At 49.9% G+C, this 24,166-nt stretch carries 20 protein-coding genes, 3 tRNA genes and 4 rRNA genes; 12 read left to right on the top strand and 15 right to left on the bottom strand.

Features of this window, described 5'->3' with window-relative positions; genetic code table 11:
- The first annotated feature begins 9 nt into the window (after window positions 1-9).
- The 6 genes from acrF to RGV86_RS15105 all read left to right on the top strand — a co-directional run bounded on the left by acrF (window position 10) and on the right by RGV86_RS15105 (window position 8,171).
- Window positions 10-3,114, top strand: a complete 3,105-nt coding sequence (acrF, locus tag RGV86_RS15130) for a multidrug efflux RND transporter permease subunit AcrF (protein WP_032226586.1) — start codon at window positions 10-12, stop codon at window positions 3,112-3,114.
- 251 nt (window positions 3,115-3,365) lie between these two features.
- Entirely contained in the window at window positions 3,366-3,587 is a 222-nt protein-coding gene (locus RGV86_RS15125; protein ID WP_000825639.1) for a putative periplasmic lipoprotein, read from the top strand.
- Between the two features lie 430 nt (window positions 3,588-4,017).
- Window positions 4,018-5,043, top strand: a complete 1,026-nt coding sequence (locus tag RGV86_RS15120; protein ID WP_000738598.1) for an amino acid ABC transporter substrate-binding protein — start codon at window positions 4,018-4,020, stop codon at window positions 5,041-5,043.
- Window positions 5,044-5,110: 67 nt separating this feature from the next.
- The gene (locus tag RGV86_RS15115; protein WP_085460257.1) at window positions 5,111-6,292 is read left to right on the top strand and encodes an amino acid ABC transporter permease; all 1,182 of its coding nucleotides are present in this window, start codon (window positions 5,111-5,113) and stop codon (window positions 6,290-6,292) included.
- A 9-nt stretch (window positions 6,293-6,301) separates the two neighbouring features.
- Complete coding sequence (locus tag RGV86_RS15110; RefSeq protein WP_032226589.1) at window positions 6,302-7,405, top strand: amino acid ABC transporter permease; 1,104 nt, start codon at window positions 6,302-6,304, stop codon at window positions 7,403-7,405.
- A gap of 7 nt (window positions 7,406-7,412) precedes the next feature.
- Window positions 7,413-8,171, top strand: coding sequence for an amino acid ABC transporter ATP-binding protein (locus RGV86_RS15105; protein WP_000078344.1), 759 nt, complete (start codon window positions 7,413-7,415; stop codon window positions 8,169-8,171).
- Between the two features lie 262 nt (window positions 8,172-8,433).
- On the opposite strand, the gene rrf (RGV86_RS15100) is transcribed toward RGV86_RS15105, so the two are convergent.
- From rrf (RGV86_RS15100) to RGV86_RS15070, 7 genes are all read right to left on the bottom strand, one after another.
- Window positions 8,434-8,549: ribosomal RNA gene (gene rrf / locus RGV86_RS15100) — 5S ribosomal RNA — on the bottom strand.
- 39 nt (window positions 8,550-8,588) lie between these two features.
- Window positions 8,589-8,664, bottom strand: a tRNA-Thr gene (locus tag RGV86_RS15095).
- 14 nt (window positions 8,665-8,678) lie between these two features.
- Window positions 8,679-8,794 (bottom strand): 5S ribosomal RNA (gene rrf, locus RGV86_RS15090).
- Window positions 8,795-8,892: 98 nt separating this feature from the next.
- Window positions 8,893-11,800 (bottom strand): 23S ribosomal RNA (locus RGV86_RS15085).
- Between the two features lie 181 nt (window positions 11,801-11,981).
- Window positions 11,982-12,057 (bottom strand) — tRNA-Ala (locus RGV86_RS15080).
- A 42-nt stretch (window positions 12,058-12,099) separates the two neighbouring features.
- Window positions 12,100-12,176, bottom strand: a tRNA-Ile gene (locus RGV86_RS15075).
- 68 nt (window positions 12,177-12,244) lie between these two features.
- Window positions 12,245-13,786: ribosomal RNA gene (locus RGV86_RS15070) — 16S ribosomal RNA — on the bottom strand.
- The 16S, 23S and 5S rRNA genes sit together here with 3 tRNA genes alongside, the layout of an rRNA operon.
- A 471-nt stretch (window positions 13,787-14,257) precedes the next feature.
- Here RGV86_RS15070 and RGV86_RS15065 point away from each other — a divergent pair.
- On the top strand, window positions 14,258-14,812 hold the full coding sequence (locus RGV86_RS15065; protein ID WP_085461310.1) for a gamma carbonic anhydrase family protein: 555 nt from the start codon (window positions 14,258-14,260) through the stop codon (window positions 14,810-14,812).
- Here RGV86_RS15065 and RGV86_RS15060 read toward each other — a convergent pair.
- From RGV86_RS15060 to dprA, 6 genes are read right to left on the bottom strand one after another with little or no spacing between them, the layout of a single operon-like run.
- Window positions 14,788-15,045 (bottom strand): DUF1488 family protein, encoded by a 258-nt coding sequence (locus RGV86_RS15060; RefSeq protein WP_001070563.1) that lies wholly within the window; start codon window positions 15,043-15,045, stop codon window positions 14,788-14,790. The genes RGV86_RS15065 and RGV86_RS15060 overlap by 25 nt on opposite strands.
- Complete coding sequence (gene aroE / locus RGV86_RS15055; protein ID WP_085461311.1) at window positions 15,042-15,860, bottom strand: shikimate dehydrogenase; 819 nt, start codon at window positions 15,858-15,860, stop codon at window positions 15,042-15,044. The genes RGV86_RS15060 and aroE overlap by 4 nt, the downstream gene beginning before the upstream one ends.
- Window positions 15,861-15,864: 4 nt before the next feature.
- Complete coding sequence (tsaC, locus tag RGV86_RS15050; protein ID WP_010346162.1) at window positions 15,865-16,437, bottom strand: L-threonylcarbamoyladenylate synthase type 1 TsaC; 573 nt, start codon at window positions 16,435-16,437, stop codon at window positions 15,865-15,867.
- A gap of 4 nt (window positions 16,438-16,441) precedes the next feature.
- A complete protein-coding gene (locus tag RGV86_RS15045; RefSeq protein ID WP_010346159.1) occupies window positions 16,442-16,984 on the bottom strand; it encodes a DNA topoisomerase family protein in 543 nt (180 codons plus the stop codon).
- Window positions 16,985-17,012: 28 nt separating this feature from the next.
- Window positions 17,013-17,486, bottom strand: a complete 474-nt coding sequence (gene smg / locus RGV86_RS15040) for a DUF494 family protein Smg (RefSeq protein WP_000460672.1) — start codon at window positions 17,484-17,486, stop codon at window positions 17,013-17,015.
- Window positions 17,458-18,582 (bottom strand): DNA-protecting protein DprA, encoded by a 1,125-nt coding sequence (dprA, locus tag RGV86_RS15035; RefSeq protein WP_000228513.1) that lies wholly within the window; start codon window positions 18,580-18,582, stop codon window positions 17,458-17,460. Before dprA ends, smg begins: the two co-directional genes overlap by 29 nt.
- A gap of 129 nt (window positions 18,583-18,711) precedes the next feature.
- Between dprA and def the strand changes: the two genes are divergently transcribed.
- The 5 genes from def to mscL all read left to right on the top strand — a co-directional run bounded on the left by def (window position 18,712) and on the right by mscL (window position 23,462).
- On the top strand, window positions 18,712-19,221 hold the full coding sequence (gene def, locus RGV86_RS15030; RefSeq protein ID WP_000114984.1) for a peptide deformylase: 510 nt from the start codon (window positions 18,712-18,714) through the stop codon (window positions 19,219-19,221).
- 14 nt (window positions 19,222-19,235) lie between these two features.
- Window positions 19,236-20,183, top strand: coding sequence for a methionyl-tRNA formyltransferase (gene fmt / locus RGV86_RS15025; RefSeq protein WP_000004442.1), 948 nt, complete (start codon window positions 19,236-19,238; stop codon window positions 20,181-20,183).
- A 51-nt stretch (window positions 20,184-20,234) separates the two neighbouring features.
- The gene (gene rsmB / locus RGV86_RS15020) at window positions 20,235-21,524 is read left to right on the top strand and encodes a 16S rRNA (cytosine(967)-C(5))-methyltransferase RsmB (protein ID WP_085461313.1); all 1,290 of its coding nucleotides are present in this window, start codon (window positions 20,235-20,237) and stop codon (window positions 21,522-21,524) included.
- 21 nt (window positions 21,525-21,545) lie between these two features.
- Complete coding sequence (trkA, locus tag RGV86_RS15015; protein WP_000691382.1) at window positions 21,546-22,922, top strand: Trk system potassium transporter TrkA; 1,377 nt, start codon at window positions 21,546-21,548, stop codon at window positions 22,920-22,922.
- 129 nt (window positions 22,923-23,051) lie between these two features.
- Window positions 23,052-23,462, top strand: a complete 411-nt coding sequence (gene mscL / locus RGV86_RS15010; protein WP_000022446.1) for a large-conductance mechanosensitive channel protein MscL — start codon at window positions 23,052-23,054, stop codon at window positions 23,460-23,462.
- Here mscL and arfA read toward each other — a convergent pair.
- Both arfA and zntR read right to left on the bottom strand, forming a co-directional pair.
- Complete coding sequence (arfA, locus tag RGV86_RS15005) at window positions 23,459-23,677, bottom strand: alternative ribosome-rescue factor ArfA (protein ID WP_000092701.1); 219 nt, start codon at window positions 23,675-23,677, stop codon at window positions 23,459-23,461. The two genes, mscL and arfA, sit on opposite strands and share 4 nt — an antisense overlap.
- A gap of 55 nt (window positions 23,678-23,732) precedes the next feature.
- Window positions 23,733-24,158 carry a Zn(2+)-responsive transcriptional regulator gene (zntR, locus tag RGV86_RS15000; protein WP_000285607.1) on the bottom strand — a complete coding sequence of 142 codons (426 nt, stop codon included), beginning with the start codon at window positions 24,156-24,158 and terminating at the stop codon, window positions 23,733-23,735.
- Between the last annotated feature and the right edge of the window lie 8 nt (window positions 24,159-24,166).

Here is a 24,166-nt window from a genome sequence, read left to right as displayed (position 1 = left end):
CAATCTGACATGGCAAACTTTTTTATTCGACGACCGATATTTGCATGGGTGCTGGCCATTATTCTGATGATGGCGGGCGCACTGGCGATCCTACAATTGCCCGTCGCCCAGTACCCAACCATTGCGCCGCCTGCGGTTTCTGTTTCGGCAAACTATCCGGGCGCTGATGCGCAGACCGTACAGGATACGGTGACGCAGGTTATCGAACAGAATATGAATGGTATCGATAACCTGATGTATATGTCCTCGACCAGCGATTCCGCCGGTAGCGTGACAATTACCCTCACCTTCCAGTCCGGAACCGATCCAGATATCGCGCAAGTGCAGGTGCAGAACAAACTCCAGCTCGCTACGCCGTTGCTGCCGCAGGAAGTTCAACAGCAGGGGATCAGCGTTGAAAAATCCAGTAGCAGCTATCTAATGGTGGCGGGCTTTGTCTCTGATAACCCAGACACCACACAGGACGATATCTCGGACTATGTGGCCTCTAACGTTAAAGATACGCTTAGCCGCCTGAATGGCGTTGGTGACGTGCAACTCTTTGGCGCACAGTATGCGATGCGTATCTGGCTGGACGCCGATCTGCTGAACAAATATAAGCTGACACCGGTTGATGTAATTAACCAGTTGAAAGTGCAGAACGATCAGATTGCTGCCGGACAGTTGGGCGGAACACCTGCTTTACCAGGGCAACAGTTGAACGCCTCAATTATTGCTCAGACGCGATTAAAAAATCCGGAAGAGTTCGGCAAAGTTACCCTGCGCGTGAACAGCGACGGTTCGGTTGTGCGCCTGAAAGATGTCGCACGGGTTGAACTTGGCGGTGAAAACTATAACGTTATCGCTCGCATCAACGGTAAACCGGCGGCGGGTCTGGGTATTAAGCTGGCAACCGGTGCGAACGCTCTCGATACCGCGAAAGCCATTAAGGCAAAACTGGCGGAATTACAGCCATTTTTCCCGCAGGGAATGAAGGTTCTCTACCCTTATGACACCACGCCATTCGTCCAGCTTTCTATTCACGAAGTGGTAAAAACGCTGTTCGAAGCCATTATGCTGGTATTCCTGGTGATGTATCTGTTCTTGCAGAATATGCGAGCAACGCTGATCCCCACCATTGCTGTGCCCGTGGTGTTGTTAGGGACGTTTGCCATCCTCGCCGCTTTTGGTTACTCCATCAACACACTAACGATGTTCGGGATGGTGCTTGCCATTGGGCTACTCGTCGATGATGCGATAGTGGTGGTGGAGAACGTCGAGCGCGTAATGATGGAGGATAAGCTCCCGCCAAAAGAAGCGACGGAAAAATCAATGTCGCAAATTCAGGGCGCACTGGTGGGTATCGCGATGGTGCTGTCAGCGGTATTTATTCCGATGGCATTCTTCGGCGGCTCTACCGGGGCAATTTATCGCCAGTTCTCTATCACCATCGTTTCGGCAATGGCGCTTTCTGTTCTGGTGGCATTGATTCTCACCCCGGCGTTATGTGCAACGCTGCTCAAACCCGTCTCTGCTGAGCATCACGAAAATAAGGGTGGTTTCTTCGGCTGGTTTAATACCACCTTCGATCATAGCGTTAATCACTACACCAACAGCGTCGGCAAAATCCTCGGTTCCACAGGACGATATTTACTGATCTATGCGCTAATAGTTGCCGGAATGGTGGTGTTGTTTTTACGTCTCCCCTCTTCTTTCTTGCCAGAAGAAGACCAGGGTGTCTTTCTGACCATGATTCAGCTACCCGCTGGCGCGACGCAAGAGCGGACGCAAAAAGTGTTGGATCAGGTGACGGATTACTACCTGCACAATGAAAAAGCAAACGTTGAAAGTGTCTTTACGGTTAACGGGTTTAGCTTCAGCGGCCAGGCGCAAAACGCCGGGATGGCCTTCGTCAGCCTGAAACCATGGGAAGAACGTAGTGGTGAGGAAAACAGCGCGGAAGCGGTTATCCATCGCGCCAAAATGGAATTGGGTAAGATCCGCGACGGTTTTGTCATTCCGTTTAATATGCCTGCTATTGTTGAACTGGGCACGGCAACGGGTTTTGACTTTGAGTTAATTGATCAGGCAGGGCTGGGTCACGATGCCCTAACCCAGGCTCGTAACCAGCTGCTTGGCATGGCGGCGCAACATCCTGGCAGCTTAGTCAGTGTGCGCCCTAATGGCCTGGAAGATACCGCGCAATTCAAACTTGAAGTTGACCAGGAAAAGGCGCAGGCATTAGGCGTTTCGCTTTCTGACATCAATCAGACCATTTCTACGGCGTTGGGCGGGACTTATGTTAACGACTTCATCGACCGTGGCCGTGTGAAAAAGGTTTATGTTCAGGCGGATGCCAAATTCCGTATGCTGCCAGAAGATGTCGATAAACTTTACGTCCGCAGCGCCAATGGTGAAATGGTGCCATTCTCTTCCTTTACCACTTCACATTGGGTGTATGGTTCTCCACGACTGGAACGCTACAACGGTCTGCCGTCAATGGAGATTCAGGGGGAAGCTGCGCCAGGAACCAGTTCCGGCGATGCCATGGCGTTGATGGAAAACCTTGCGTCAAAATTACCTGCAGGCATTGGTTATGACTGGACAGGTATGTCGTACCAGGAACGCTTATCGGGCAACCAGGCTCCTGCTTTGGTGGCAATCTCCTTCGTGGTGGTTTTCCTGTGCCTTGCTGCGCTCTATGAAAGCTGGTCAATACCTGTCTCGGTTATGTTGGTCGTGCCATTAGGGATTGTCGGCGTGCTGCTGGCAGCGACAATCTTTAATCAAAAAAATGACGTTTACTTTATGGTGGGTTTGTTAACGACAATTGGCTTGTCGGCCAAAAACGCCATATTGATTGTTGAGTTCGCTAAGGATCTGATGGAGAAAGAGGGAAAAGGTGTTGTCGAAGCGACGCTGATGGCAGTACGTATGCGCCTGCGTCCTATCCTGATGACCTCTCTCGCCTTTATTCTCGGCGTATTACCACTGGCTATCAGTAATGGTGCCGGCAGTGGCGCGCAGAACGCAGTGGGTATCGGTGTAATGGGCGGAATGGTCTCTGCAACATTGCTGGCTATTTTCTTCGTACCGGTGTTCTTTGTCGTGATCCGCCGTTGCTTTAAAGGGTAAATCAGAAACATAAAGGCGCTTTCGGGCGCCTTTATTATTTTTAGTGAAAACCATAAAAATTAATAAGATAATCTTCTGCTCATTCTTTAAAAACTTTTCGTAGACCATGTTCCCTTCACTATTTTTACAATTCACATAATTTGTCATTATTCATTCCGCAAGATTTATAACCTCCAGTGATAAAATGGTACTCAGCTCGTTAATAAGAGAGTTAACTTATTAAGCGTTAGCGTTATTACTGAGGTAACACCATGAAAAGATTAATTCCTGTGGCATTGCTCACTGCATTGCTGGCGGGCTGTGCTCACGATTCCCCCTGCGTTCCGGTTTATGACGATCAGGGACGCCTGGTTCACACCAATACCTGTATGAAAGGTACAACACAGGATAACTGGGAAACTGCCGGGGCTATTGCTGGCGGAGCAGCGGCTGTCGCCGGCCTTACGATGGGGATCATTGCTCTGTCAAAATAACTGAACAGAGCGCGGACTTTCGCGCTCTGTTTAACGATACAGAATCTACCAATACGTTAAACACCGCTATATTTCGCTGGCTAATCCCATTTTAATTAAGCATTTTATCTCGCAGCATTATCTCAATGTCGAAATAACGCATTAATTTATTTTTTAATCACATCATCCCCACCGATACTCACGCCAATAATCATTATTCTGCTTAGCAAAATACGAGTAAATATTTTGCGCCAAAATGTGGCGCATGTTTCATTTTCGCACCATTGCGGGGCGCTGTTTTTATTATTTCCTGTCTACACTCAGCTTATTGCGACGCGAAATCGTGCGCAAAAGCTGGCACTACTTTTGCTTATAAGAGGATGGCCACAGACAGGTAAAAGGCGTTTCCCAAACGTCCTATAACGATAATTTTCGCCTCACAGGAAGCATTATGAAAAAGATGATGATAGCCACACTGGCTGCCGCCAGCGTGCTGCTTGCCGTTGCAAATCAGGCACAGGCTGGCGCGACACTCGATGCCGTAAAGAAAAAAGGTTTTGTACAATGCGGGATCAGTGACGGATTGCCTGGATTCTCTTATGCCGATGCAGATGGCAAGTTTTCTGGTATTGATGTTGATGTTTGTCGTGGCGTTGCCGCCGCTGTATTTGGCGACGACACAAAAGTGAAATACACCCCGCTCACCGCAAAAGAACGTTTCACTGCATTGCAATCCGGCGAAGTGGATTTACTCTCCCGTAATACAACCTGGACTTCATCTCGTGACGCAGGTATGGGAATGGCATTTACTGGTGTCACTTATTACGATGGCATTGGTTTCCTGACGCACGATAAAGCGGGGCTAAAAAGCGCGAAAGAGCTGGATGGCGCAACGGTCTGTATTCAGGCTGGTACAGACACCGAGCTCAACGTCGCCGATTACTTCAAGGCGAACAAAATGAAGTACACGCCCGTGACCTTCGATCGCTCTGACGAATCCGCGAAGGCACTGGAATCTGGTCGCTGCGATACGCTGGCCTCGGATCAGTCACAACTGTATGCATTGCGAATCAAATTAAGCAACCCTGCCGAATGGATCGTGCTGCCAGAAGTTATCTCTAAAGAACCGCTTGGGCCGGTAGTCCGCCGTGGCGATGACGAATGGTTCTCTATTGTGCGCTGGACGCTTTTCGCCATGCTGAATGCTGAAGAGATGGGCATCAATTCCCAGAACGTCGATGAAAAAGCGGCTAATCCGGCAACGCCTGATATGGCACATCTGCTGGGTAAAGAGGGCGATTACGGCAAGGATCTGAAGCTGGATAATAAATGGGCTTACAACATCATCAAACAGGTGGGTAACTACTCGGAAATTTTTGAGCGTAACGTAGGTTCAGAAAGCCCGCTGAAAATTAAACGTGGGCAAAATAATCTCTGGAACAACGGAGGTATTCAGTATGCGTCGCCCGTGCGTTAAGTCGATATGAGGTAACGAGCGTCGCCACGGCGGCGCTCTCTTTAGCGTTATGGTTTCCGAGGTTCCTATGTCTCATCGCCGCACAACCGTTAAAGGTTCACTTTCATTTGCCAATCCTACAGTGCGCGCCTGGCTTTTCCAGATCCTTGCCGTTGTCGCCGTCGTCGGCATTGTAGGCTGGCTATTCCATAACACCGTAACGAATCTCAGTAATCGCGGCATTACTTCAGGTTTTGCCTTCCTGGATCGCGGCGCTGGCTTCGGCATCGTCCAGCATTTGATCAATTACCAGCAGGGCGATACCTACGGACGCGTTTTTATTGTTGGCTTACTCAACACGTTACTGGTTTCAGCATTGTGTATTGTGTTCGCTTCTGTTCTGGGCTTCTTTATCGGTCTGGCGAGACTTTCGGATAACTGGCTGCTACGAAAGCTTTCCACAATTTATATTGAGATCTTCCGTAATATTCCGCCGCTGCTGCAAATCTTCTTCTGGTATTTTGCCGTGTTGCGCAATTTACCCGGACCACGCCAGGCGGTGAGTGCGTTAGATCTGATCTTTTTGAGCAATCGTGGGCTTTATATTCCGTCACCGCAGCTGGGAGATGGGTTTCTTGCATTTATCCTGGCTGTTGTTATGGCTATAGCCCTTTCTGTTAGGCTATTCCGCTTTAATAAAACACACCAGATAAAGACCGGACAACTGCGCCGAACCTGGCCTGTCGCCGTTGGGTTGATCATTGGTTTGCCTTTACTGGCACACTGGCTTTTCGGTGCAGCAGTGCACTGGAATATCCCTGCGCTACAAGGGTTTAACTTCCGTGGCGGTATGGTTCTCATACCCGAACTGGCAGCCTTAACGCTGGCTCTTTCAGTTTATACCTCTGCATTTATCGCTGAGATTATCCGCGCCGGGATTCAGGCAGTGCCTTATGGTCAACATGAAGCTGCCCGCTCGCTGGGATTACCCAACCCGGTTACGCTACGCCAGGTGATTATTCCCCAGGCGCTGCGGGTGATTATTCCACCACTTACCAGCCAGTATCTCAACATCGTCAAAAACTCCTCTCTTGCCGCCGCTATTGGCTATCCGGATATGGTTTCGCTGTTTGCTGGCACCGTGCTGAACCAGACGGGGCAAGCCATCGAAACGATAGCCATGACCATGTCGGTATATCTGATTATCAGCCTGACTATCTCGCTGCTGATGAATATCTATAACCGCCGCATCGCGATCGTTGAACGCTAAGGAGTCATGATGACAAAAGTATTACTGGCTCATCCCCCGCGCCCGGCGAGCCATAACTCAAGCCGCGCTATGGTGTGGGTGCGAAAAAATCTGTTCTCCAGCTGGGGCAATAGCCTGCTGACTATTGGCTGCTTGTGGTTGATGTGGGAATTGATTCCACCGTTGCTGAACTGGGCATTTTTGCAGGCTAACTGGGTTGGCTCAACGCGTGCCGACTGCACAAAAGCCGGTGCCTGTTGGGTTTTCATCCACGAACGATTTGGTCAATTTATGTATGGGCTTTACCCACACGACCAACGCTGGCGAATTAATCTGGCATTACTGATTGGCCTGGTTTCGATTGCGCCGATGTTCTGGAAAATATTCCCACATCGCGGTCGCTATATTGCGGTCTGGGCGGTGATTTATCCACTTATCGTCTGGTGGCTGATGTATGGCGGTTTTCTTGGTCTTGAGCGGGTTGAAACCCGGCAATGGGGCGGGCTGACGCTAACTTTAATTATTGCATCAGTTGGAATTGCGGGGGCGCTACCGTGGGGGATCTTACTGGCGTTAGGCCGCCGCTCCCATATGCCGATTGTGCGTATCTTATCGGTCATTTTTATCGAGTTCTGGCGCGGCGTACCGCTAATCACCGTCTTGTTTATGTCTTCGGTAATGCTGCCGCTGTTTATGGCAGAAGGCACCAGTATCGACAAACTGATCCGCGCACTGGTTGGCGTGATCCTGTTTCAGTCAGCATATGTTGCGGAAGTCGTGCGAGGCGGATTACAGGCACTGCCTAAAGGGCAATATGAAGCGGCGGAATCACTGGCGTTGGGTTACTGGAAAACTCAGGGGCTGGTTATTCTGCCACAGGCGTTGAAGCTGGTAATCCCTGGGCTGGTAAATACCATCATCGCACTCTTCAAAGATACCAGCCTGGTGATCATCATCGGGTTGTTCGATCTTTTCAGTAGCGTTCAGCAGGCAACCGTTGATCCCGCCTGGTTGGGTATGTCGACGGAAGGGTATGTTTTCGCCGCGCTGATCTACTGGATCTTCTGTTTCAGCATGTCACGTTATAGCCAGCATCTGGAAAAACGTTTTAACACCGGGCGTACACCGCATTGAGGACACTATGAGCCAAATTTTACTGCAACCTGCTAACGCGATGATTACGCTTGAAAATGTTAACAAGTGGTATGGGCAATTCCATGTACTGAAAAATATAAATTTAACCGTGCAACCGGGAGAACGAATCGTTCTGTGTGGCCCATCTGGTTCCGGGAAATCGACAACCATTCGTTGTATTAATCATCTGGAAGAACATCAACAGGGACGGATCGTGGTGGATGGGATCGAACTTAACGAAGATATCCGCAATATTGAGCGTGTCAGACAGGAAGTGGGAATGGTCTTTCAGCATTTTAATCTTTTCCCACATCTGACCGTTTTACAGAACTGTACCCTTGCACCTATTTGGGTACGCAAGATGCCAAAGAAAGAGGCTGAAGCTCTGGCGATGCATTACCTTGAGCGGGTGAGAATTGCCGAACATGCACAGAAGTTTCCCGGACAGATCTCCGGTGGTCAGCAGCAACGCGTTGCTATAGCACGTTCACTTTGTATGAAGCCCAAGATTATGCTGTTTGATGAACCAACATCCGCGCTCGATCCGGAGATGGTAAAAGAAGTACTGGATACGATGATTGGGCTGGCGCAATCGGGTATGACGATGTTGTGCGTAACGCATGAGATGGGATTTGCGCGAACCGTCGCTGACCGGGTGATTTTTATGGATCGCGGAGAGATAGTGGAACAAGCTGCACCAGATGAGTTTTTTGCGCATCCTAAATCAGAGCGTACTAGGGCATTTTTATCGCAGGTAATCCATTAAGTTGCGTTTCCTGGACTGAAAAGGTGAATCCAACTTTTTTTTTCGCACAATGCAAAAAGGCCATCCTTTCGGATGTCCTTTCGCCTGATTTGATGTCTGGCAGTTTATGGCGGGCGTCCTGCCCGCCACCCTCCGGGCCGTTGCTTCGCAACGTTCAAATCCGCTCCCGGCGGATTTGTCCTACTCGGGAGAGTGTTCACCGACAAACATCAAATAAAACAAAAGGCCCAGTCTTCCGACTGAGCCTTTTGTTTTATTTGATGTCTGGCAGTTCCCTACTCTCGCATGGGGAGACCCCACACTACCATCGGCGCTACGGCGTTTCACTTCTGAGTTCGGCATGGGGTCAGGTGGGACCACCGCGCTACTGCCGCCAGACAAATTCTTTTCTAATCTGCCGAACTTTAACCTAAAAAGTGGTGCTGATACCCAGAGTCGAACTGGGGACCTCACCCTTACCAAGGGTGCGCTCTACCAACTGAGCCATATCAGCACGCTAAATTTGATGCCTGGCAGTTCCCTACTCTCGCATGGGGAGACCCCACACTACCATCGGCGCTACGGCGTTTCACTTCTGAGTTCGGCATGGGGTCAGGTGGGACCACCGCGCTACGGCCGCCAGGCAAATTCTGTTTATCAACACGTCTTATTCCGACATGTCGATTTAATCTGTATCAGGCTGAAAATCTTCTCTCATCCGCCAAAACAGCTTCGGCGTTGTAAGGTTAAGCCTCACGGTTCATTAGTACCGGTTAGCTCAACGCATCGCTGCGCTTACACACCCGGCCTATCAACGTCGTCGTCTTCAACGTTCCTTCAGGACTCTCAAGGAGTCAGGGAGAACTCATCTCGGGGCAAGTTTCGTGCTTAGATGCTTTCAGCACTTATCTCTTCCGCATTTAGCTACCGGGCAGTGCCATTGGCATGACAACCCGAACACCAGTGATGCGTCCACTCCGGTCCTCTCGTACTAGGAGCAGCCCCCCTCAGTTCTCCAGCGCCCACGGCAGATAGGGACCGAACTGTCTCACGACGTTCTAAACCCAGCTCGCGTACCACTTTAAATGGCGAACAGCCATACCCTTGGGACCTACTTCAGCCCCAGGATGTGATGAGCCGACATCGAGGTGCCAAACACCGCCGTCGATATGAACTCTTGGGCGGTATCAGCCTGTTATCCCCGGAGTACCTTTTATCCGTTGAGCGATGGCCCTTCCATTCAGAACCACCGGATCACTATGACCTGCTTTCGCACCTGCTCGCGCCGTCACGCTCGCAGTCAAGCTGGCTTATGCCATTGCACTAACCTCCTGATGTCCGACCAGGATTAGCCAACCTTCGTGCTCCTCCGTTACTCTTTAGGAGGAGACCGCCCCAGTCAAACTACCCACCAGACACTGTCCGCAACCCGGATAACGGGTCCACGTTAGAACATCAAACATTAAAGGGTGGTATTTCAAGGTCGGCTCCACGCAGACTGGCGTCCACGCTTCAAAGCCTCCCACCTATCCTACACATCAAGGCTCAATGTTCAGTGTCAAGCTATAGTAAAGGTTCACGGGGTCTTTCCGTCTTGCCGCGGGTACACTGCATCTTCACAGCGAGTTCAATTTCACTGAGTCTCGGGTGGAGACAGCCTGGCCATCATTACGCCATTCGTGCAGGTCGGAACTTACCCGACAAGGAATTTCGCTACCTTAGGACCGTTATAGTTACGGCCGCCGTTTACCGGGGCTTCGATCAAGAGCTTCGCCTTGCGGCTGACCCCATCAATTAACCTTCCGGCACCGGGCAGGCGTCACACCGTATACGTCCACTTTCGTGTTTGCACAGTGCTGTGTTTTTAATAAACAGTTGCAGCCAGCTGGTATCTTCGACTGATTTCAGCTCCACGAGCAAGTCGCTTCACCTACATATCAGCGTGCCTTCTCCCGAAGTTACGGCACCATTTTGCCTAGTTCCTTCACCCGAGTTCTCTCAAGCGCCTTGGTATTCTCTACCTGACCACCTGTGTCGGTTTGGGGTACGATTTGATGTTACCTGATGCTTAGAGGCTTTTCCTGGAAGCAGGGCATTTGTTGCTTCAGCACCGTAGTGCCTCGTCATCACGCCTCAGCCTTGATTTTCCGGATTTGCCTGGAAAACCAGCCTACACGCTTAAACCGGGACAACCGTCGCCCGGCCAACATAGCCTTCTCCGTCCCCCCTTCGCAGTAACACCAAGTACAGGAATATTAACCTGTTTCCCATCGACTACGCCTTTCGGCCTCGCCTTAGGGGTCGACTCACCCTGCCCCGATTAACGTTGGACAGGAACCCTTGGTCTTCCGGCGAGCGGGCTTTTCACCCGCTTTATCGTTACTTATGTCAGCATTCGCACTTCTGATACCTCCAGCATGCCTCACAGCACACCTTCGCAGGCTTACAGAACGCTCCCCTACCCAACAACGCATGAGCGTCGCTGCCGCAGCTTCGGTGCATGGTTTAGCCCCGTTACATCTTCCGCGCAGGCCGACTCGACCAGTGAGCTATTACGCTTTCTTTAAATGATGGCTGCTTCTAAGCCAACATCCTGGCTGTCTGGGCCTTCCCACATCGTTTCCCACTTAACCATGACTTTGGGACCTTAGCTGGCGGTCTGGGTTGTTTCCCTCTTCACGACGGACGTTAGCACCCGCCGTGTGTCTCCCGTGATAACATTCTCCGGTATTCGCAGTTTGCATCGGGTTGGTAAGTCGGGATGACCCCCTTGCCGAAACAGTGCTCTACCCCCGGAGATGAATTCACGAGGCGCTACCTAAATAGCTTTCGGGGAGAACCAGCTATCTCCCGGTTTGATTGGCCTTTCACCCCCAGCCACAAGTCATCCGCTAATTTTTCAACATTAGTCGGTTCGGTCCTCCAGTTAGTGTTACCCAACCTTCAACCTGCCCATGGCTAGATCACCGGGTTTCGGGTCTATACCCTGCAACTTAACGCCCAGTTAAGACTCGGTTTCCCTTCGGCTCCCCTATTCGGTTAACCTTGCTACAGAATATAAGTCGCTGACCCATTATACAAAAGGTACGCAGTCACCCTGATAAATCAAGGCTCCCACTGCTTGTACGTACACGGTTTCAGGTTCTTTTTCACTCCCCTCGCCGGGGTTCTTTTCGCCTTTCCCTCACGGTACTGGTTCACTATCGGTCAGTCAGGAGTATTTAGCCTTGGAGGATGGTCCCCCCATATTCAGACAGGATACCACGTGTCCCGCCCTACTCATCGAGCTCACAGTATGTGCATTTTTGTGTACGGGGCTGTCACCCTGTATCGCGCGCCTTTCCAGACGCTTCCACTAACACACACACTGATTCAGGCTCTGGGCTGCTCCCCGTTCGCTCGCCGCTACTGGGGGAATCTCGGTTGATTTCTTTTCCTCGGGGTACTTAGATGTTTCAGTTCCCCCGGTTCGCCTCATTAACCTATGGATTCAGTTAATGATAGTGTGACGAATCACACTGGGTTTCCCCATTCGGAAATCGCCGGTTATAACGGTTCATATCACCTTACCGACGCTTATCGCAGATTAGCACGTCCTTCATCGCCTCTGACTGCCAGGGCATCCACCGTGTACGCTTAGTCGCTTAACCTCACAACCCGAAGATGTTTCGTAAAACACCATCGTGTTGCGAAAATTTGAGAGACTCACGAACAACTTTCATTGTTCAGTGTTTCAATTTTCAGCTTGATCCAGATTTTTAAAGAGCAAAACTTCGCAGTGAACCCTTGCAGGTACACTCTGAAGTATTTTTTATTTAATCACTACAGAGATGGTGGAGCTATGCGGGATCGAACCGCAGACCTCCTGCGTGCAAAGCAGGCGCTCTCCCAGCTGAGCTATAGCCCCATAACATGTAGTTAAAACCTCTTCAAATTTGCGGTGCAAATTTGGTAGGCCTGAGTGGACTTGAACCACCGACCTCACCCTTATCAGGGGTGCGCTCTAACCACCTGAGCTACAAGCCTGTAGAGGTTTTACTGCTCATTTTCATCAGACAATCTGTGTGAGCACTGCAAAGTACGTTTCTTTAAGGTAAGGAGGTGATCCAACCGCAGGTTCCCCTACGGTTACCTTGTTACGACTTCACCCCAGTCATGAATCACAAAGTGGTAAGCGCCCTCCCGAAGGTTAAGCTACCTACTTCTTTTGCAACCCACTCCCATGGTGTGACGGGCGGTGTGTACAAGGCCCGGGAACGTATTCACCGTGGCATTCTGATCCACGATTACTAGCGATTCCGACTTCATGGAGTCGAGTTGCAGACTCCAATCCGGACTACGACGCACTTTATGAGGTCCGCTTGCTCTCGCGAGGTCGCTTCTCTTTGTATGCGCCATTGTAGCACGTGTGTAGCCCTGGTCGTAAGGGCCATGATGACTTGACGTCATCCCCACCTTCCTCCAGTTTATCACTGGCAGTCTCCTTTGAGTTCCCGGCCGGACCGCTGGCAACAAAGGATAAGGGTTGCGCTCGTTGCGGGACTTAACCCAACATTTCACAACACGAGCTGACGACAGCCATGCAGCACCTGTCTCACAGTTCCCGAAGGCACCAATCCATCTCTGGAAAGTTCTGTGGATGTCAAGACCAGGTAAGGTTCTTCGCGTTGCATCGAATTAAACCACATGCTCCACCGCTTGTGCGGGCCCCCGTCAATTCATTTGAGTTTTAACCTTGCGGCCGTACTCCCCAGGCGGTCGACTTAACGCGTTAGCTCCGGAAGCCACGCCTCAAGGGCACAACCTCCAAGTCGACATCGTTTACGGCGTGGACTACCAGGGTATCTAATCCTGTTTGCTCCCCACGCTTTCGCACCTGAGCGTCAGTCTTCGTCCAGGGGGCCGCCTTCGCCACCGGTATTCCTCCAGATCTCTACGCATTTCACCGCTACACCTGGAATTCTACCCCCCTCTACGAGACTCAAGCCTGCCAGTATCAGATGCAGTTCCCAGGTTGAGCCCGGGGATTTCACATCTGACTTAACAGACCGCCTGCGTGCGCTTTACGCCCAGTAATTCCGATTAACGCTTGCACCCTCCGTATTACCGCGGCTGCTGGCACGGAGTTAGCCGGTGCTTCTTCTGCGGGTAACGTCAATGAATAAAGGTATTAACTTTACTCCCTTCCTCCCCGCTGAAAGTACTTTACAACCCGAAGGCCTTCTTCATACACGCGGCATGGCTGCATCAGGCTTGCGCCCATTGTGCAATATTCCCCACTGCTGCCTCCCGTAGGAGTCTGGACCGTGTCTCAGTTCCAGTGTGGCTGGTCATCCTCTCAGACCAGCTAGGGATCGTCGCCTAGGTGAGCCGTTACCCCACCTACTAGCTAATCCCATCTGGGCACATCCGATGGCAAGAGGCCCGAAGGTCCCCCTCTTTGGTCTTGCGACGTTATGCGGTATTAGCTACCGTTTCCAGTAGTTATCCCCCTCCATCGGGCAGTTTCCCAGACATTACTCACCCGTCCGCCACTCGTCAGCGAAACAGCAAGCTGTTTCCTGTTACCGTTCGACTTGCATGTGTTAGGCCTGCCGCCAGCGTTCAATCTGAGCCATGATCAAACTCTTCAATTTAAAAGTTTGATGCTCAAAGAATTAAACTTCGTAATGAATTACGTGTTCACTCTTGAGACTTGGTATTCATTTATCGTCCGAGGACGTTAAGAATCCGTATCTTCGAGTGCCCACACAGATTGTCTGATAAATTGTTAAAGAGCAGTTGCGACGCGGCTTTCAGCTCACTGTCGCGAGGTGGCGTATATTACGCTTTCCTCTTTCAGAGTCAACCCTGAATTTCAGGATTTTTCTCTTCGTTGTTACGACCATCTTGTGAAGTGTTTCACGTTGTCGTCTCAACGGAGGCGCATTATAGGGATCCCAATTTTTTGCACAAGTACTTTTTTGATCTTTTTTTCTGTTTGTTCTTTTTTCAGCCTCTTTGCTGCATTCACATGCAAAATGGCGCATTTTTACATAGCAAAACACTTGCGCAAGGCTAATAAAGCACCCAAAGTCATAGATAAATCATTTTTCGTTGAGGTAAGTATGTCAGACACTCTACGCCCATACCGGGATCTTTTTCCACAAATCGGTCAGCGAGTCATGATTGACAGTAGCAGTGTGATTATTGGTGATGTTCGGTTGGCCGATGATGTGGGGATCTGGCCACTTGTTGTAATTCGTGGTGATGTTAATTATGTTCAGATCGGCGCCCGAACCAATATCCAGGATGGCAGCGTCTTACACGTGACCCATAAATCAACGGCTAATCCACAAGGCAATCCGTTAATCGTCGGCGAAGACGTTACGGTTGGACATAAAGTGATGCTCCACGGCTGCACCATTGGCAATCGAGTTTTGGTTGGGATGGGCTCAATTTTACTTGATGGCGCAATAGTAGAAGATGATGTGATGATTGGTGCGGGTAGCCTGGTCCCACAAAATAAACGGCTGGAGAGCGGATATCTGTATCTCGGTAGCCCCGTCAAACAGATCCGCCCGTTAAGTGATGAAGAGAAGGCTGGGTTACGCTATTCCGCGAATAATTACGTCAAATGGAAAGACGAATATCTGGATCAGGGTAACCAGACCCAGCCTTGATCATCTTCACTTTGTTCCTGAATTAAGTTTTCCGCTTCTTCTTCCAGGTCCCAGCGATGCTGACGAAAACTCGCTAACCACTGTTCTGGCGTATCTCCAGTAAAGCGATACGCCAGGCTCTCGCCAGAGATCGCACATGTCAGTTGCATGCCATTCACGAGAGCGGGAAAACATACACATTTTTTATTCTCGTCCCACTCTTCCCTGTCTGGAAACTGGATGGCCTGATTCACACCGACAGCTCCTGTTGCAATTGTTTGATGACCGGTTCTACATCAGGCAGAACGCCATGCCAAAGAAGGAAGGCATGAGCCGCCTGTGCCACCAGCATCCCTAAACCATCAGCATTATGCTTTGAGCCTCGCTGCTCACACCATGCCAGAAAAGGTGTTTTTCCTTTCTGATAGAACATGTCATAACAACAAATACCTGGATGGATGAGCGATGCTGGGATCGCGGGAATATCACCACTGATGCCACTGGATGTTGCATTAATAATGAGATCGAACTCATGACTTTCCAGTTCGTCCATACCCAACGCCTGAATACTGCCAGTATGCGCAAACAATTTAGCCAACTCTTCCGCGCGGGAAACCGTCCGATTAGTGATTGTCACCGCACAGTCCAGGGAAAGAAGTGGCAGTAGTACACCGCGAGATGCCCCGCCAGCGCCAATGAGCAGGATACGTAACCCGGGGCGGATAAAAGAGAGACGTTCCAGATCGCTTAACAAACCTACGCCATCGGTATTGTCACCCAGCAGGCGCCCATCTTCTAACTGCTTGAGGGTATTAACAGCACCAGCCAACGCTGCCCGTTCAGTGAGTTCATCCGCTCTGGCAAAAGCCTCTTCTTTAAAAGGCACCGTCACATTCGCACCTTTGCCACCAGCACTTAAGAAAGCGTTCAGTGTGTTGATGAAATCATTGATGGGTGCCAACACGCGCCCATAGGGATGTTCAATATTCAGTTGCTGAGCAAATTGCTGATGAATGAATGGCGATTTGCTGTGGGCTATCGGATTACCAAAAACAGCATAGATTTCCATTATGTTACCCCTGTCGAAACAGTTCACCCGTCAGGGCATCGCGGATTTCTGAAGGATTTAAACGCCCCCCCGTTTCACCAGGCACAACCGGGAACGCCGCGCCAAATTGTGCGCGAACTTCGTCTACTGTCCGGCAAGGTGGCAATCCACTCAAGTTGGCACTAGTAGAAACCAGCGGTTTACCATAAGCCTGGCACAAAGCAATCACCAACGGATGGTCGGTGACTCGTACAGCAAGCGAATCAAAGCGCCCCGTCAACCAGCGCGGTGTTGTCGCAGGCGCGGGAAAGACAAAGGTGACAGGACCTGGCCAGCGGGAAAAAATGGTTTCACGCTGCGCGTCCGTCAGCATGCTGTCATCGATATAAGGTTTGAGCTGCTCGTAATTTGCTGCGATTAAAATCAGCCCCTTATCAACCGGACGCTGTTTTAACTCCAACAGTCGCATCACTGCAGTTTCGCTATCAGGATCGCACCCGACACCGAAAACAGCTTCCGTTGGATAGGCGATGACACGTTCTTCATTGAGGACATCTACCGCAGCCGCGATAGCGTCTCCTTGCAGGTTATTATTCACGTTATTATTCCGCCGAAACCGGCTTTCCACATTGTTTACTGGCACAGAAATGTTTAACACCCTGCGCGGTTTTCTTTTCGATGAGTAGCGGATAGTGACACTCAGGGCACTCTCCGGCTATGGGTTTGAAGTTAATAGCAAATTGACACTCCGGGTAGCGATCACAGGAGTGGAATGTTTTGCCATAACGGGAGCGGCGCTGGACCAGATGACCCGTCCGACATTGGGGACATGTAATTGCCGTTTCGTCCGGTTTATCGATAAGTTCAGTATGTTCGCATTCAGGGTAGTTACTGCAGCCAATAAACATACCAAAGCGTCCCTGGCGTAATACCAGATTTGCGCTACATGCAGGGCAAACTTGCCCCTCCAGAACTTTGACGATATGCCCATCCGCTGAAGATTTCAGAGGACGGACGTAGTCACACGCCGGATACTGTGAGCACCCAAGAAACGGACCGTGTTTCCCGGATCGAATAACCAGATCAGCCCCGCACTTTGGGCAGGACTCATTATTACGCACCGTGAACAGTGCTGATTTCGCCATAACAACTTATGCTGAATTAAAGAAATGATTAATGCAGCATACCTTCATTCACTTCAAAGAGTAATTCTTCCATTTGCTGGTACGCATTTTCGCAGCCCGGAATATTGAACAACACCATCAGGATTACCCATTTCAAGTCTTCCAGGTCGAACTCTGCGGTATCCAGCGCGAGCACTCGCTCTATCACCATTTCACGGGTTTCAAGGTTAAGCACCTGAATTTGCTCAAGGAAAAGCAGAAAACCACGACAGCTGGCATCCAGTCTTTCACACTCTTCCGGGGTATAAATACGCATGGAGAGTGGATCAGAGGCCAGTTGCATTGGCTCTGCCAGTCCTTCCTGATAATCCGCAAGCTTTTCCAGCCAAAGCAGGGCATTGTAGATATCTTCTCGATCAAATCCTGCATCGGTAAGATCCTGTTCAAGTTTGTCTTGATCCACACGCAACTCAGCTTCTGTGTGAATATAGGTTTCAAACAAATACATTAGTACGTCGAACATGGCATGCCCTCCTCAATCGGACATAGCCGCCGGGTACTGCTGCGATCCACCCTGCTAACTCCAGTTCTAGTAGTTGAGTAACTACCTCTGGCACAGGTTGGCCGGCACGTTCAGCGACGACGTCAACAGGTGTTACCTCATCTCCTACGTTAGCCAGGAGCTCAGGAAATGGCAATGCCACGTCTTCCTGATCCGGTGAATAAAATGAATTTTCAGGGGCATCTGGCAACCAGTGCAATCCGTATTGCAAATTTTCCAGGATTTCTTCCGGTTCCGTCACAAGAGTCGCACCTTGTTTTATTAACCAGTGAGGTCCTTCGCTTCCCGGACTCCCTAATGGACCGGGCAAGGCAAAAACTTCTCGCCCCTGTTCAAGCGCACAACGTGCTGTCACCAAAGAACCACTACGTAAAGCAGCTTCTACCACCAGTACACCTTTACTTAGACCACTGATAATGCGATTTCTTCGCGGGAAATTGTAAGACAGTGGCGGAACATCCAGCGGAAATTCGGAAACGATAGCGCCTCCCTGTTCAAGCAGACTAGCGGCGAGTTGAGCATGGCGACGCGGATGGATAGTATTGAGTCCATTTCCCAAGACCGCAATACTAACGCCATTTACCTGTACCGCCGCTTTATGTGCCACACCGTCGATTCCACGCGCCAGCCCACTGGTAATCGTTACGCCACGTGTCGCCAGCGATTCGCAAAATAATCGTCCCCATCGCTCGCCATACCATGAATGAGCACGACTTCCCACGACGGCAAGCTGAAATGATCGCAATGCGGGAAGCCCCCCGGCAACAAACAGAGCACCGGGATAATCAACCGTTGCGAGAAGTTGAGGAGGATAAAATTCGCTATCCGCAGGGATTAAATGATGATTGGGTTGTTCAAGCCAACAAAGTGAGCTTTCAATACTCTTTTGCGGAAATGAAAGAAAGCGTTGTGCCTGCCGCAATGTAAGCCCTGTTTGCTGCAATACAACCGCATCAATATACGACTGTTTTGCCAGCCAGTGAGCGATACGAACCATATCATCGCCGTACAAGCTGCTGATGCCCATCAGACGCAGCCAAATTTCTGTATCGACCATCCTTATCTCCCTGCCATAAGCAGCCTTAGCAATCTTTGCGATTGGTCAGTGATGCTGTCAATCAGAGGGGGATTTGTCTAGAATAGAAGAAATAATCTTTCTAACTCCTGAACACATCTCTGGAGATTTATGTCAGTTTTGCAAGTGTTACATATTCCGGACGAGCGGCTTCGCAAAGTTGCTAAACCGGTAGAAGAAGTGAATGCAGAAATTCAGCGTATCGTCGATGATATGTTCGAGACGATGTACGCAGAAGAAGGTATTGGCCTGGCTGCAACCCAGGTTGATATCCATCAACGTATCATTGTTATTGATGTTTCGGAAAACCGTGACGAACGGCTGGTGCTAATCAATCCGGAGCTTTTAGAAAAAAGCGGCGAAACAGGCATTGAAGAAGGTTGCCTGTCGATCCCTGAACAACGTGCTTTAGTGCCACGCGCTGAGAAAGTTAAAATTCGCGCCCTGGACCGCGACGGTAAACCATTTGAACTGGAAGCAGACGGCCTGTTAGCCATCTGTATTCAACATGAGATGGATCACTTGGTTGGCAAACTGTTTATGGATTATCTGTCACCGCTGAAACAACAACGTATTCGTCAGAAAGTTGAAAAACTGGATCGTCTGAAAGCCCGGGCTTAAGGATAAGAACTAACGTGTCAGAATCACTACGTATTATTTTTGCGGGTACACCTGACTTTGCAGCGCGTCATCTTGACGCGCTGTTGTCTTCTGGACATAACGTTGTTGGCGTGTTTACCCAACCCGACCGACCAGCAGGGCGCGGCAAAAAGCTGATGCCAAGTCCGGTCAAAATGCTGGCTGAAGAAAAAGGCTTACCCGTTTTTCAGCCTGTTTCTTTGCGTCCACAAGAAAACCAGCAACTGGTCGCTGACCTGCAAGCTGATGTTATGGTTGTCGTCGCCTATGGGCTGATTCTGCCTAAAGCTGTGCTGGAGATGCCACGTCTCGGCTGTATCAATGTTCATGGTTCACTGCTGCCTCGCTGGCGCGGTGCCGCGCCAATCCAACGTTCGTTATGGGCGGGAGATGCAGAAACCGGCGTGACCATTATGCAAATGGATGTCGGTTTGGACACTGGCGATATGCTTTATAAACTCTCCTGCCCGATCACTGCAGAAGATACCAGTGGTACGCTGTACGACAAGCTGGCAGAGCTTGGCCCACAAGGGCTTATCACCACGTTGAAACAACTGGCAGACGGGACGGCGAAACCAGAAGTTCAGGACGAAACTCTTGTCACTTACGCTGAAAAGCTAAGTAAAGAAGAAGCACGTATTGACTGGTCACTTTCGGCAGCACAGCTTGAACGCTGCATTCGCGCTTTCAATCCATGGCCGATGAGCTGGCTGGAAATTGAAGGACAGCCGGTTAAGGTCTGGAAAGCGTCGGTCATTGATACGCCAACAAAGGCTGCGCCAGGAACGATCCTTGAAGCCAACAAACAAGGCATCCAGGTTGCAACTGGTGATGGCATCCTGAACCTGCTCTCGTTACAACCTGCGGGTAAGAAAGCGATGAGCGCGCAAGACCTCCTGAATTCTCGTCGGGAATGGTTTGTTCCGGGCAACCGTCTGGCCTGATAGTCCACTCTTCTAAGCCCGGTCTTGCCGGGCATTTTTATTTTTATACTTATGAAAAAACAACGTAATTTACGTAGCATGGCGGCCCAGGCCGTTGAACAAGTCGTCGAACAAGGGCAATCATTAAGCAACATTCTGCCACCGCTACAGCAAAAAGTTTCCGATAAAGACAAAGCCCTTCTTCAAGAGTTGTGCTTTGGCGTATTGCGTACGCTCTCACAGCTAGACTGGCTGATTAATAAGTTAATGGCCCGTCCGATGACTGGCAAACAGCGTACTGTGCATTACCTGATTATGGTTGGTTTGTATCAACTGCTTTATACCCGCATTCCACCTCATGCTGCGCTGGCTGAAACGGTTGAAGGTGCTGTCGCAATTAAGCGCCCGCAACTTAAGGGACTGATTAACGGCGTGTTACGCCAGTTCCAGCGTCAGCAAGAAGAGTTATTAGCCGAGTTTAATGCCAGTGATGCACGTTATCTACATCCTTCTTGGTTGCTGAAGCGTCTGCAAAAAGCGTATCCAGAGCAGTGGCAATCCATCGTCGAAGCCAATAACCAGCGTCCGCCAATGTGGCTGCGCGTTAATCGTATGCATAATTCCCGCGATAACTGGATTGCACTTCTGGAAGAGGCTGGTATGCAAGGCTTCCCACATGCGGATTACCCGGATGCTGTACGCCTGGAAACACCCGCACCTGTTCATGCGCTACCCGGTTTTGAAGAAGGATGGGTTACCGTTCAGGATGCATCAGCACAAGGTTGCATGACCTGGCTTGCTCCACAAAATGGTGAATACATTCTGGATCTTTGTGCCGCCCCCGGCGGTAAAACAACGCATATCCTTGAAGTGGCACCAGAAGCGCAAGTGCTGGCGGTCGATATTGATGAGCAACGGCTCTCTCGCGTTTACGACAATTTAAAACGCCTTGGTATGAAGGCAATCGTGAAACAAGGTGATGGCCGTTACCCTTCCCAATGGTGTGGCGAGCAACAGTTTGATCGCATTTTATTAGATGCGCCTTGTTCGGCAACCGGTGTGATTCGTCGCCATCCGGATATTAAATGGTTGCGTCGCGATCGCGATATCCCGGAACTCGCTCAGTTGCAGTCTGAAATCCTTGACGCCATCTGGCCACATTTAAAATCCGGTGGAACCCTGGTTTATGCTACCTGTTCGGTGTTGCCGGAAGAGAATAGCCAGCAGATTAAAGCCTTTTTGCAACGTACTGATGATGCCGTACTTTGCGAAACAGGAACACCTGAGCAACCTGGTAAGCAAAATCTTCCAGGCGCCGAAGACGGTGACGGCTTCTTTTACGCTAAGCTAATCAAAAAGTGATGAGATAACGGGTCGCGACTGATGAAAATTATCATTCTGGGTGCCGGTCAGGTTGGCGGCACGCTGGCGGAAAACCTGGTTGGCGAGAACAACGATATTACCGTTGTCGATACTAATGGTGAGCGTCTGCGGACCTTGCAGGATAAATTTGATCTGCGTGTTGTGCAGGGGCATGGCTCTCATCCACGCGTATTGCGAGAGGCAGGTGCCGACGACGCCGATATGCTGGTTGCTGTAACTAGTTCAGATGAAACTAATATGGTTGCCTGCCAGGTAGCCTACTCACTTTTCAACACCCCTAATCGCATCGCTCGTATCCGCTCGCCGGACTACGTTCGAGATGCTGATAAGCTATTCCATTCTGATGCCGTACCGATTGATCATCTGATCGCGCCAGAGCAGTTGGTTATCGATAATATTTACCGACTGATTGAGTATCCCGGCGCATTGCAGGTGGTGAACTTCGCTGAGGGTAAAGTCAGTCTGGCTGTGGTTAAAGCCTATTATGGTGGCCCGCTGATTGGTAATGCACTTTCGACCATGCGCGAACATATGCCACATATCGATACTCGTGTGGCAGCAATTTTCCGCCACGATCGCCCCATTCGTCCGCAAGGTTCGACCATCGTTGAAGCTGGTGATGAAGTGTTCTTTATTGCCGCTTCACAGCATATCCGCGCGGTGATGAGCGAATTACAACGTCTGGAAAAACCGTATAAGCGGATTATGCTGGTAGGCGGCGGCAATATCGGCGCTGGACTGGCGCGTCGTCTGGAAAAAGATTACAGCGTCAAACTCATCGAACGTAATCAGCAGCGCGCTGCCGAACTGGCGGAAAAGTTGCAGAATACGATCGTCTTTTTTGGCGATGCGTCGGATCAGGAACTGCTGGCTGAAGAACATATTGATCAAGTTGATCTGTTTATTGCCGTCACCAACGATGACGAAGCCAATATCATGTCCGCCATGCTTGCCAAACGTATGGGGGCGAAAAAGGTGATGGTGTTGATCCAACGTCGCGCTTATGTGGATCTGGTTCAAGGAAGCGTGATCGATATTGCGATTTCACCGCAACAAGCAACTATATCTGCGTTGCTTAGTCATGTGCGAAAAGCTGATATTGTTGGTGTTTCCTCACTCCGTCGAGGTGTGGCTGAAGCTATTGAAGCTGTTGCTCACGGTGATGAGAGCACTTCTCGTGTTGTTGGTCGGGTTATTGATGAAATTAAACTGCCACCGGGGACAATCATCGGTGCGGTGGTACGCGGAAACGACGTGATGATTGCTAATGATAATTTACGTATTGAGCAAGGCGATCACGTGATTATGTTTCTTACAGATAAAAAGTTTATTACCGACGTCGAACGACTCTTCCAGCCAAGCCCTTTCTTCTTGTAATTAATAAGGCGTCTTATGACGCCCTATTATTTCCCTTTTCTTTTCAAGGATTAATTAAATTCATTCCTGGCAGGAAAATGCCTTAACATTTGTTAGACTTATAAATGTTAGCTTCATAGGGAGAAAGACATGAGCATTATTAAAGAATTTCGCGAATTTGCGATGCGCGGGAATGTAGTGGATTTGGCTGTAGGTGTCATTATCGGCGCCGCATTCGGTAAGATCGTCTCTTCACTGGTTGCTGATATCATCATGCCGCCACTGGGTTTATTAATTGGCGGGATCGACTTTAAACAGTTTGCTGTCACATTACGCGATGCGCAGGGGGATGTACCCGCTGTTGTTATGCATTACGGCGTCTTCATTCAAAACGTATTTGATTTTCTGATTGTGGCCTTTGCCATCTTTATGGCGATTAAGCTAATCAACAAACTGAATCGGAAAAAAGAAGAACCGGCGGCGGCTCCAGCACCAACTAAAGAAGAAGTATTACTGACAGAAATTCGTGATTTGCTGAAAGAGCAGAATAACCGCTCTTAACAAGCGCCAGAAAGCAGAAGGCCAGTGGTAAAAAAGCGATTCACTTTCTTGCCACTGGCCTCCCAGTTCCCCCGATTGCCATGTTTTCCTTTTCGCATATAGCTGCCTTTCCCTTTTTTATTTTTCTCTACGCGTTGTCTGAACAGGGGGTCATGCAGTAATGCTTCTATCGCATTATCCTTTATCTGCCCTTTCGTATGCTGATATCGGCTCATAAAAACTCCAATTGATTATTTTACGGCGCGAGTGTAATCCTGCCAGTGCAAAAAATCAACAGCCACTCTTAACGCCACTCGCCCCTTGTTCAAGAGCTTCAAGAATCGAGCAATAAACACTGCTATGGGCGGTCCCACAACAGGCATCGTTAAGGCGTTGCAAGGAACGCTGCATACTCTGCAACTCGGCTATCCGTGCTTCGACTTCCTGCAATCTTTCCTGCACAATGCCTTTTGACTCCTGACAGGTATGGTGCTCAGGATCGATACGGATCGACAGCAACTCGCGGATCGACTCCAGACTGAAACCTAGTTGTCTGGCATGGCGGATAAATTTCAATCGCTGGAGATCGCTTTCGGTATACAGGCGAAACCCACCTTCGGTACGCACTTCATGCTCCATCATCTGCTGCTTTTCGTAATAACGAATCGTGTCGGGTGTTACTTCCGCCATTTTTGCCAGCTCACCAATGCGATACATACATACTC

The sequence above is a fragment of the Escherichia ruysiae genome (assembly GCF_031323975.1).
Lineage (GTDB): Bacteria > Pseudomonadota > Gammaproteobacteria > Enterobacterales > Enterobacteriaceae > Escherichia > Escherichia ruysiae.
Note: the sequence above shows the minus strand (reverse complement) of the source record. Positions and strands in the feature narration are given on the sequence as shown.

Bases quoted from the DNA above. Each gene is read 5' to 3' on its own strand.
- mscL (WP_000022446.1), top strand. From the start codon at position 23,052: ATGAGCATTATTAAAGAATTTCGCGAATTTGCGATGCGCGGGAATGTA.
- RGV86_RS15065 (WP_085461310.1), top strand. From the start codon at position 14,258: ATGTCAGACACTCTACGCCCATACCGGGATCTTTTTCCACAAATCGGT.
- arfA (WP_000092701.1), bottom strand. From the start codon at position 23,677: ATGAGCCGATATCAGCATACGAAAGGGCAGATAAAGGATAATGCGATA.
- smg (WP_000460672.1), bottom strand. From the start codon at position 17,486: ATGTTCGACGTACTAATGTATTTGTTTGAAACCTATATTCACACAGAA.
- RGV86_RS15125 (WP_000825639.1), top strand. From the start codon at position 3,366: ATGAAAAGATTAATTCCTGTGGCATTGCTCACTGCATTGCTGGCGGGC.
- aroE (WP_085461311.1), bottom strand. From the start codon at position 15,860: ATGGAAATCTATGCTGTTTTTGGTAATCCGATAGCCCACAGCAAATCG.
- zntR (WP_000285607.1), bottom strand. From the start codon at position 24,158: ATGTATCGCATTGGTGAGCTGGCAAAAATGGCGGAAGTAACACCCGAC.
- dprA (WP_000228513.1), bottom strand. From the start codon at position 18,582: ATGGTCGATACAGAAATTTGGCTGCGTCTGATGGGCATCAGCAGCTTG.
- trkA (WP_000691382.1), top strand. From the start codon at position 21,546: ATGAAAATTATCATTCTGGGTGCCGGTCAGGTTGGCGGCACGCTGGCG.
- RGV86_RS15110 (WP_032226589.1), top strand. From the start codon at position 6,302: ATGACAAAAGTATTACTGGCTCATCCCCCGCGCCCGGCGAGCCATAAC.
- def (WP_000114984.1), top strand. From the start codon at position 18,712: ATGTCAGTTTTGCAAGTGTTACATATTCCGGACGAGCGGCTTCGCAAA.
- RGV86_RS15045 (WP_010346159.1), bottom strand. From the start codon at position 16,984: ATGGCGAAATCAGCACTGTTCACGGTGCGTAATAATGAGTCCTGCCCA.
- acrF (WP_032226586.1), top strand. From the start codon at position 10: ATGGCAAACTTTTTTATTCGACGACCGATATTTGCATGGGTGCTGGCC.
- RGV86_RS15105 (WP_000078344.1), top strand. From the start codon at position 7,413: ATGAGCCAAATTTTACTGCAACCTGCTAACGCGATGATTACGCTTGAA.
- RGV86_RS15120 (WP_000738598.1), top strand. From the start codon at position 4,018: ATGAAAAAGATGATGATAGCCACACTGGCTGCCGCCAGCGTGCTGCTT.
- rsmB (WP_085461313.1), top strand. From the start codon at position 20,235: ATGAAAAAACAACGTAATTTACGTAGCATGGCGGCCCAGGCCGTTGAA.
- RGV86_RS15115 (WP_085460257.1), top strand. From the start codon at position 5,111: ATGTCTCATCGCCGCACAACCGTTAAAGGTTCACTTTCATTTGCCAAT.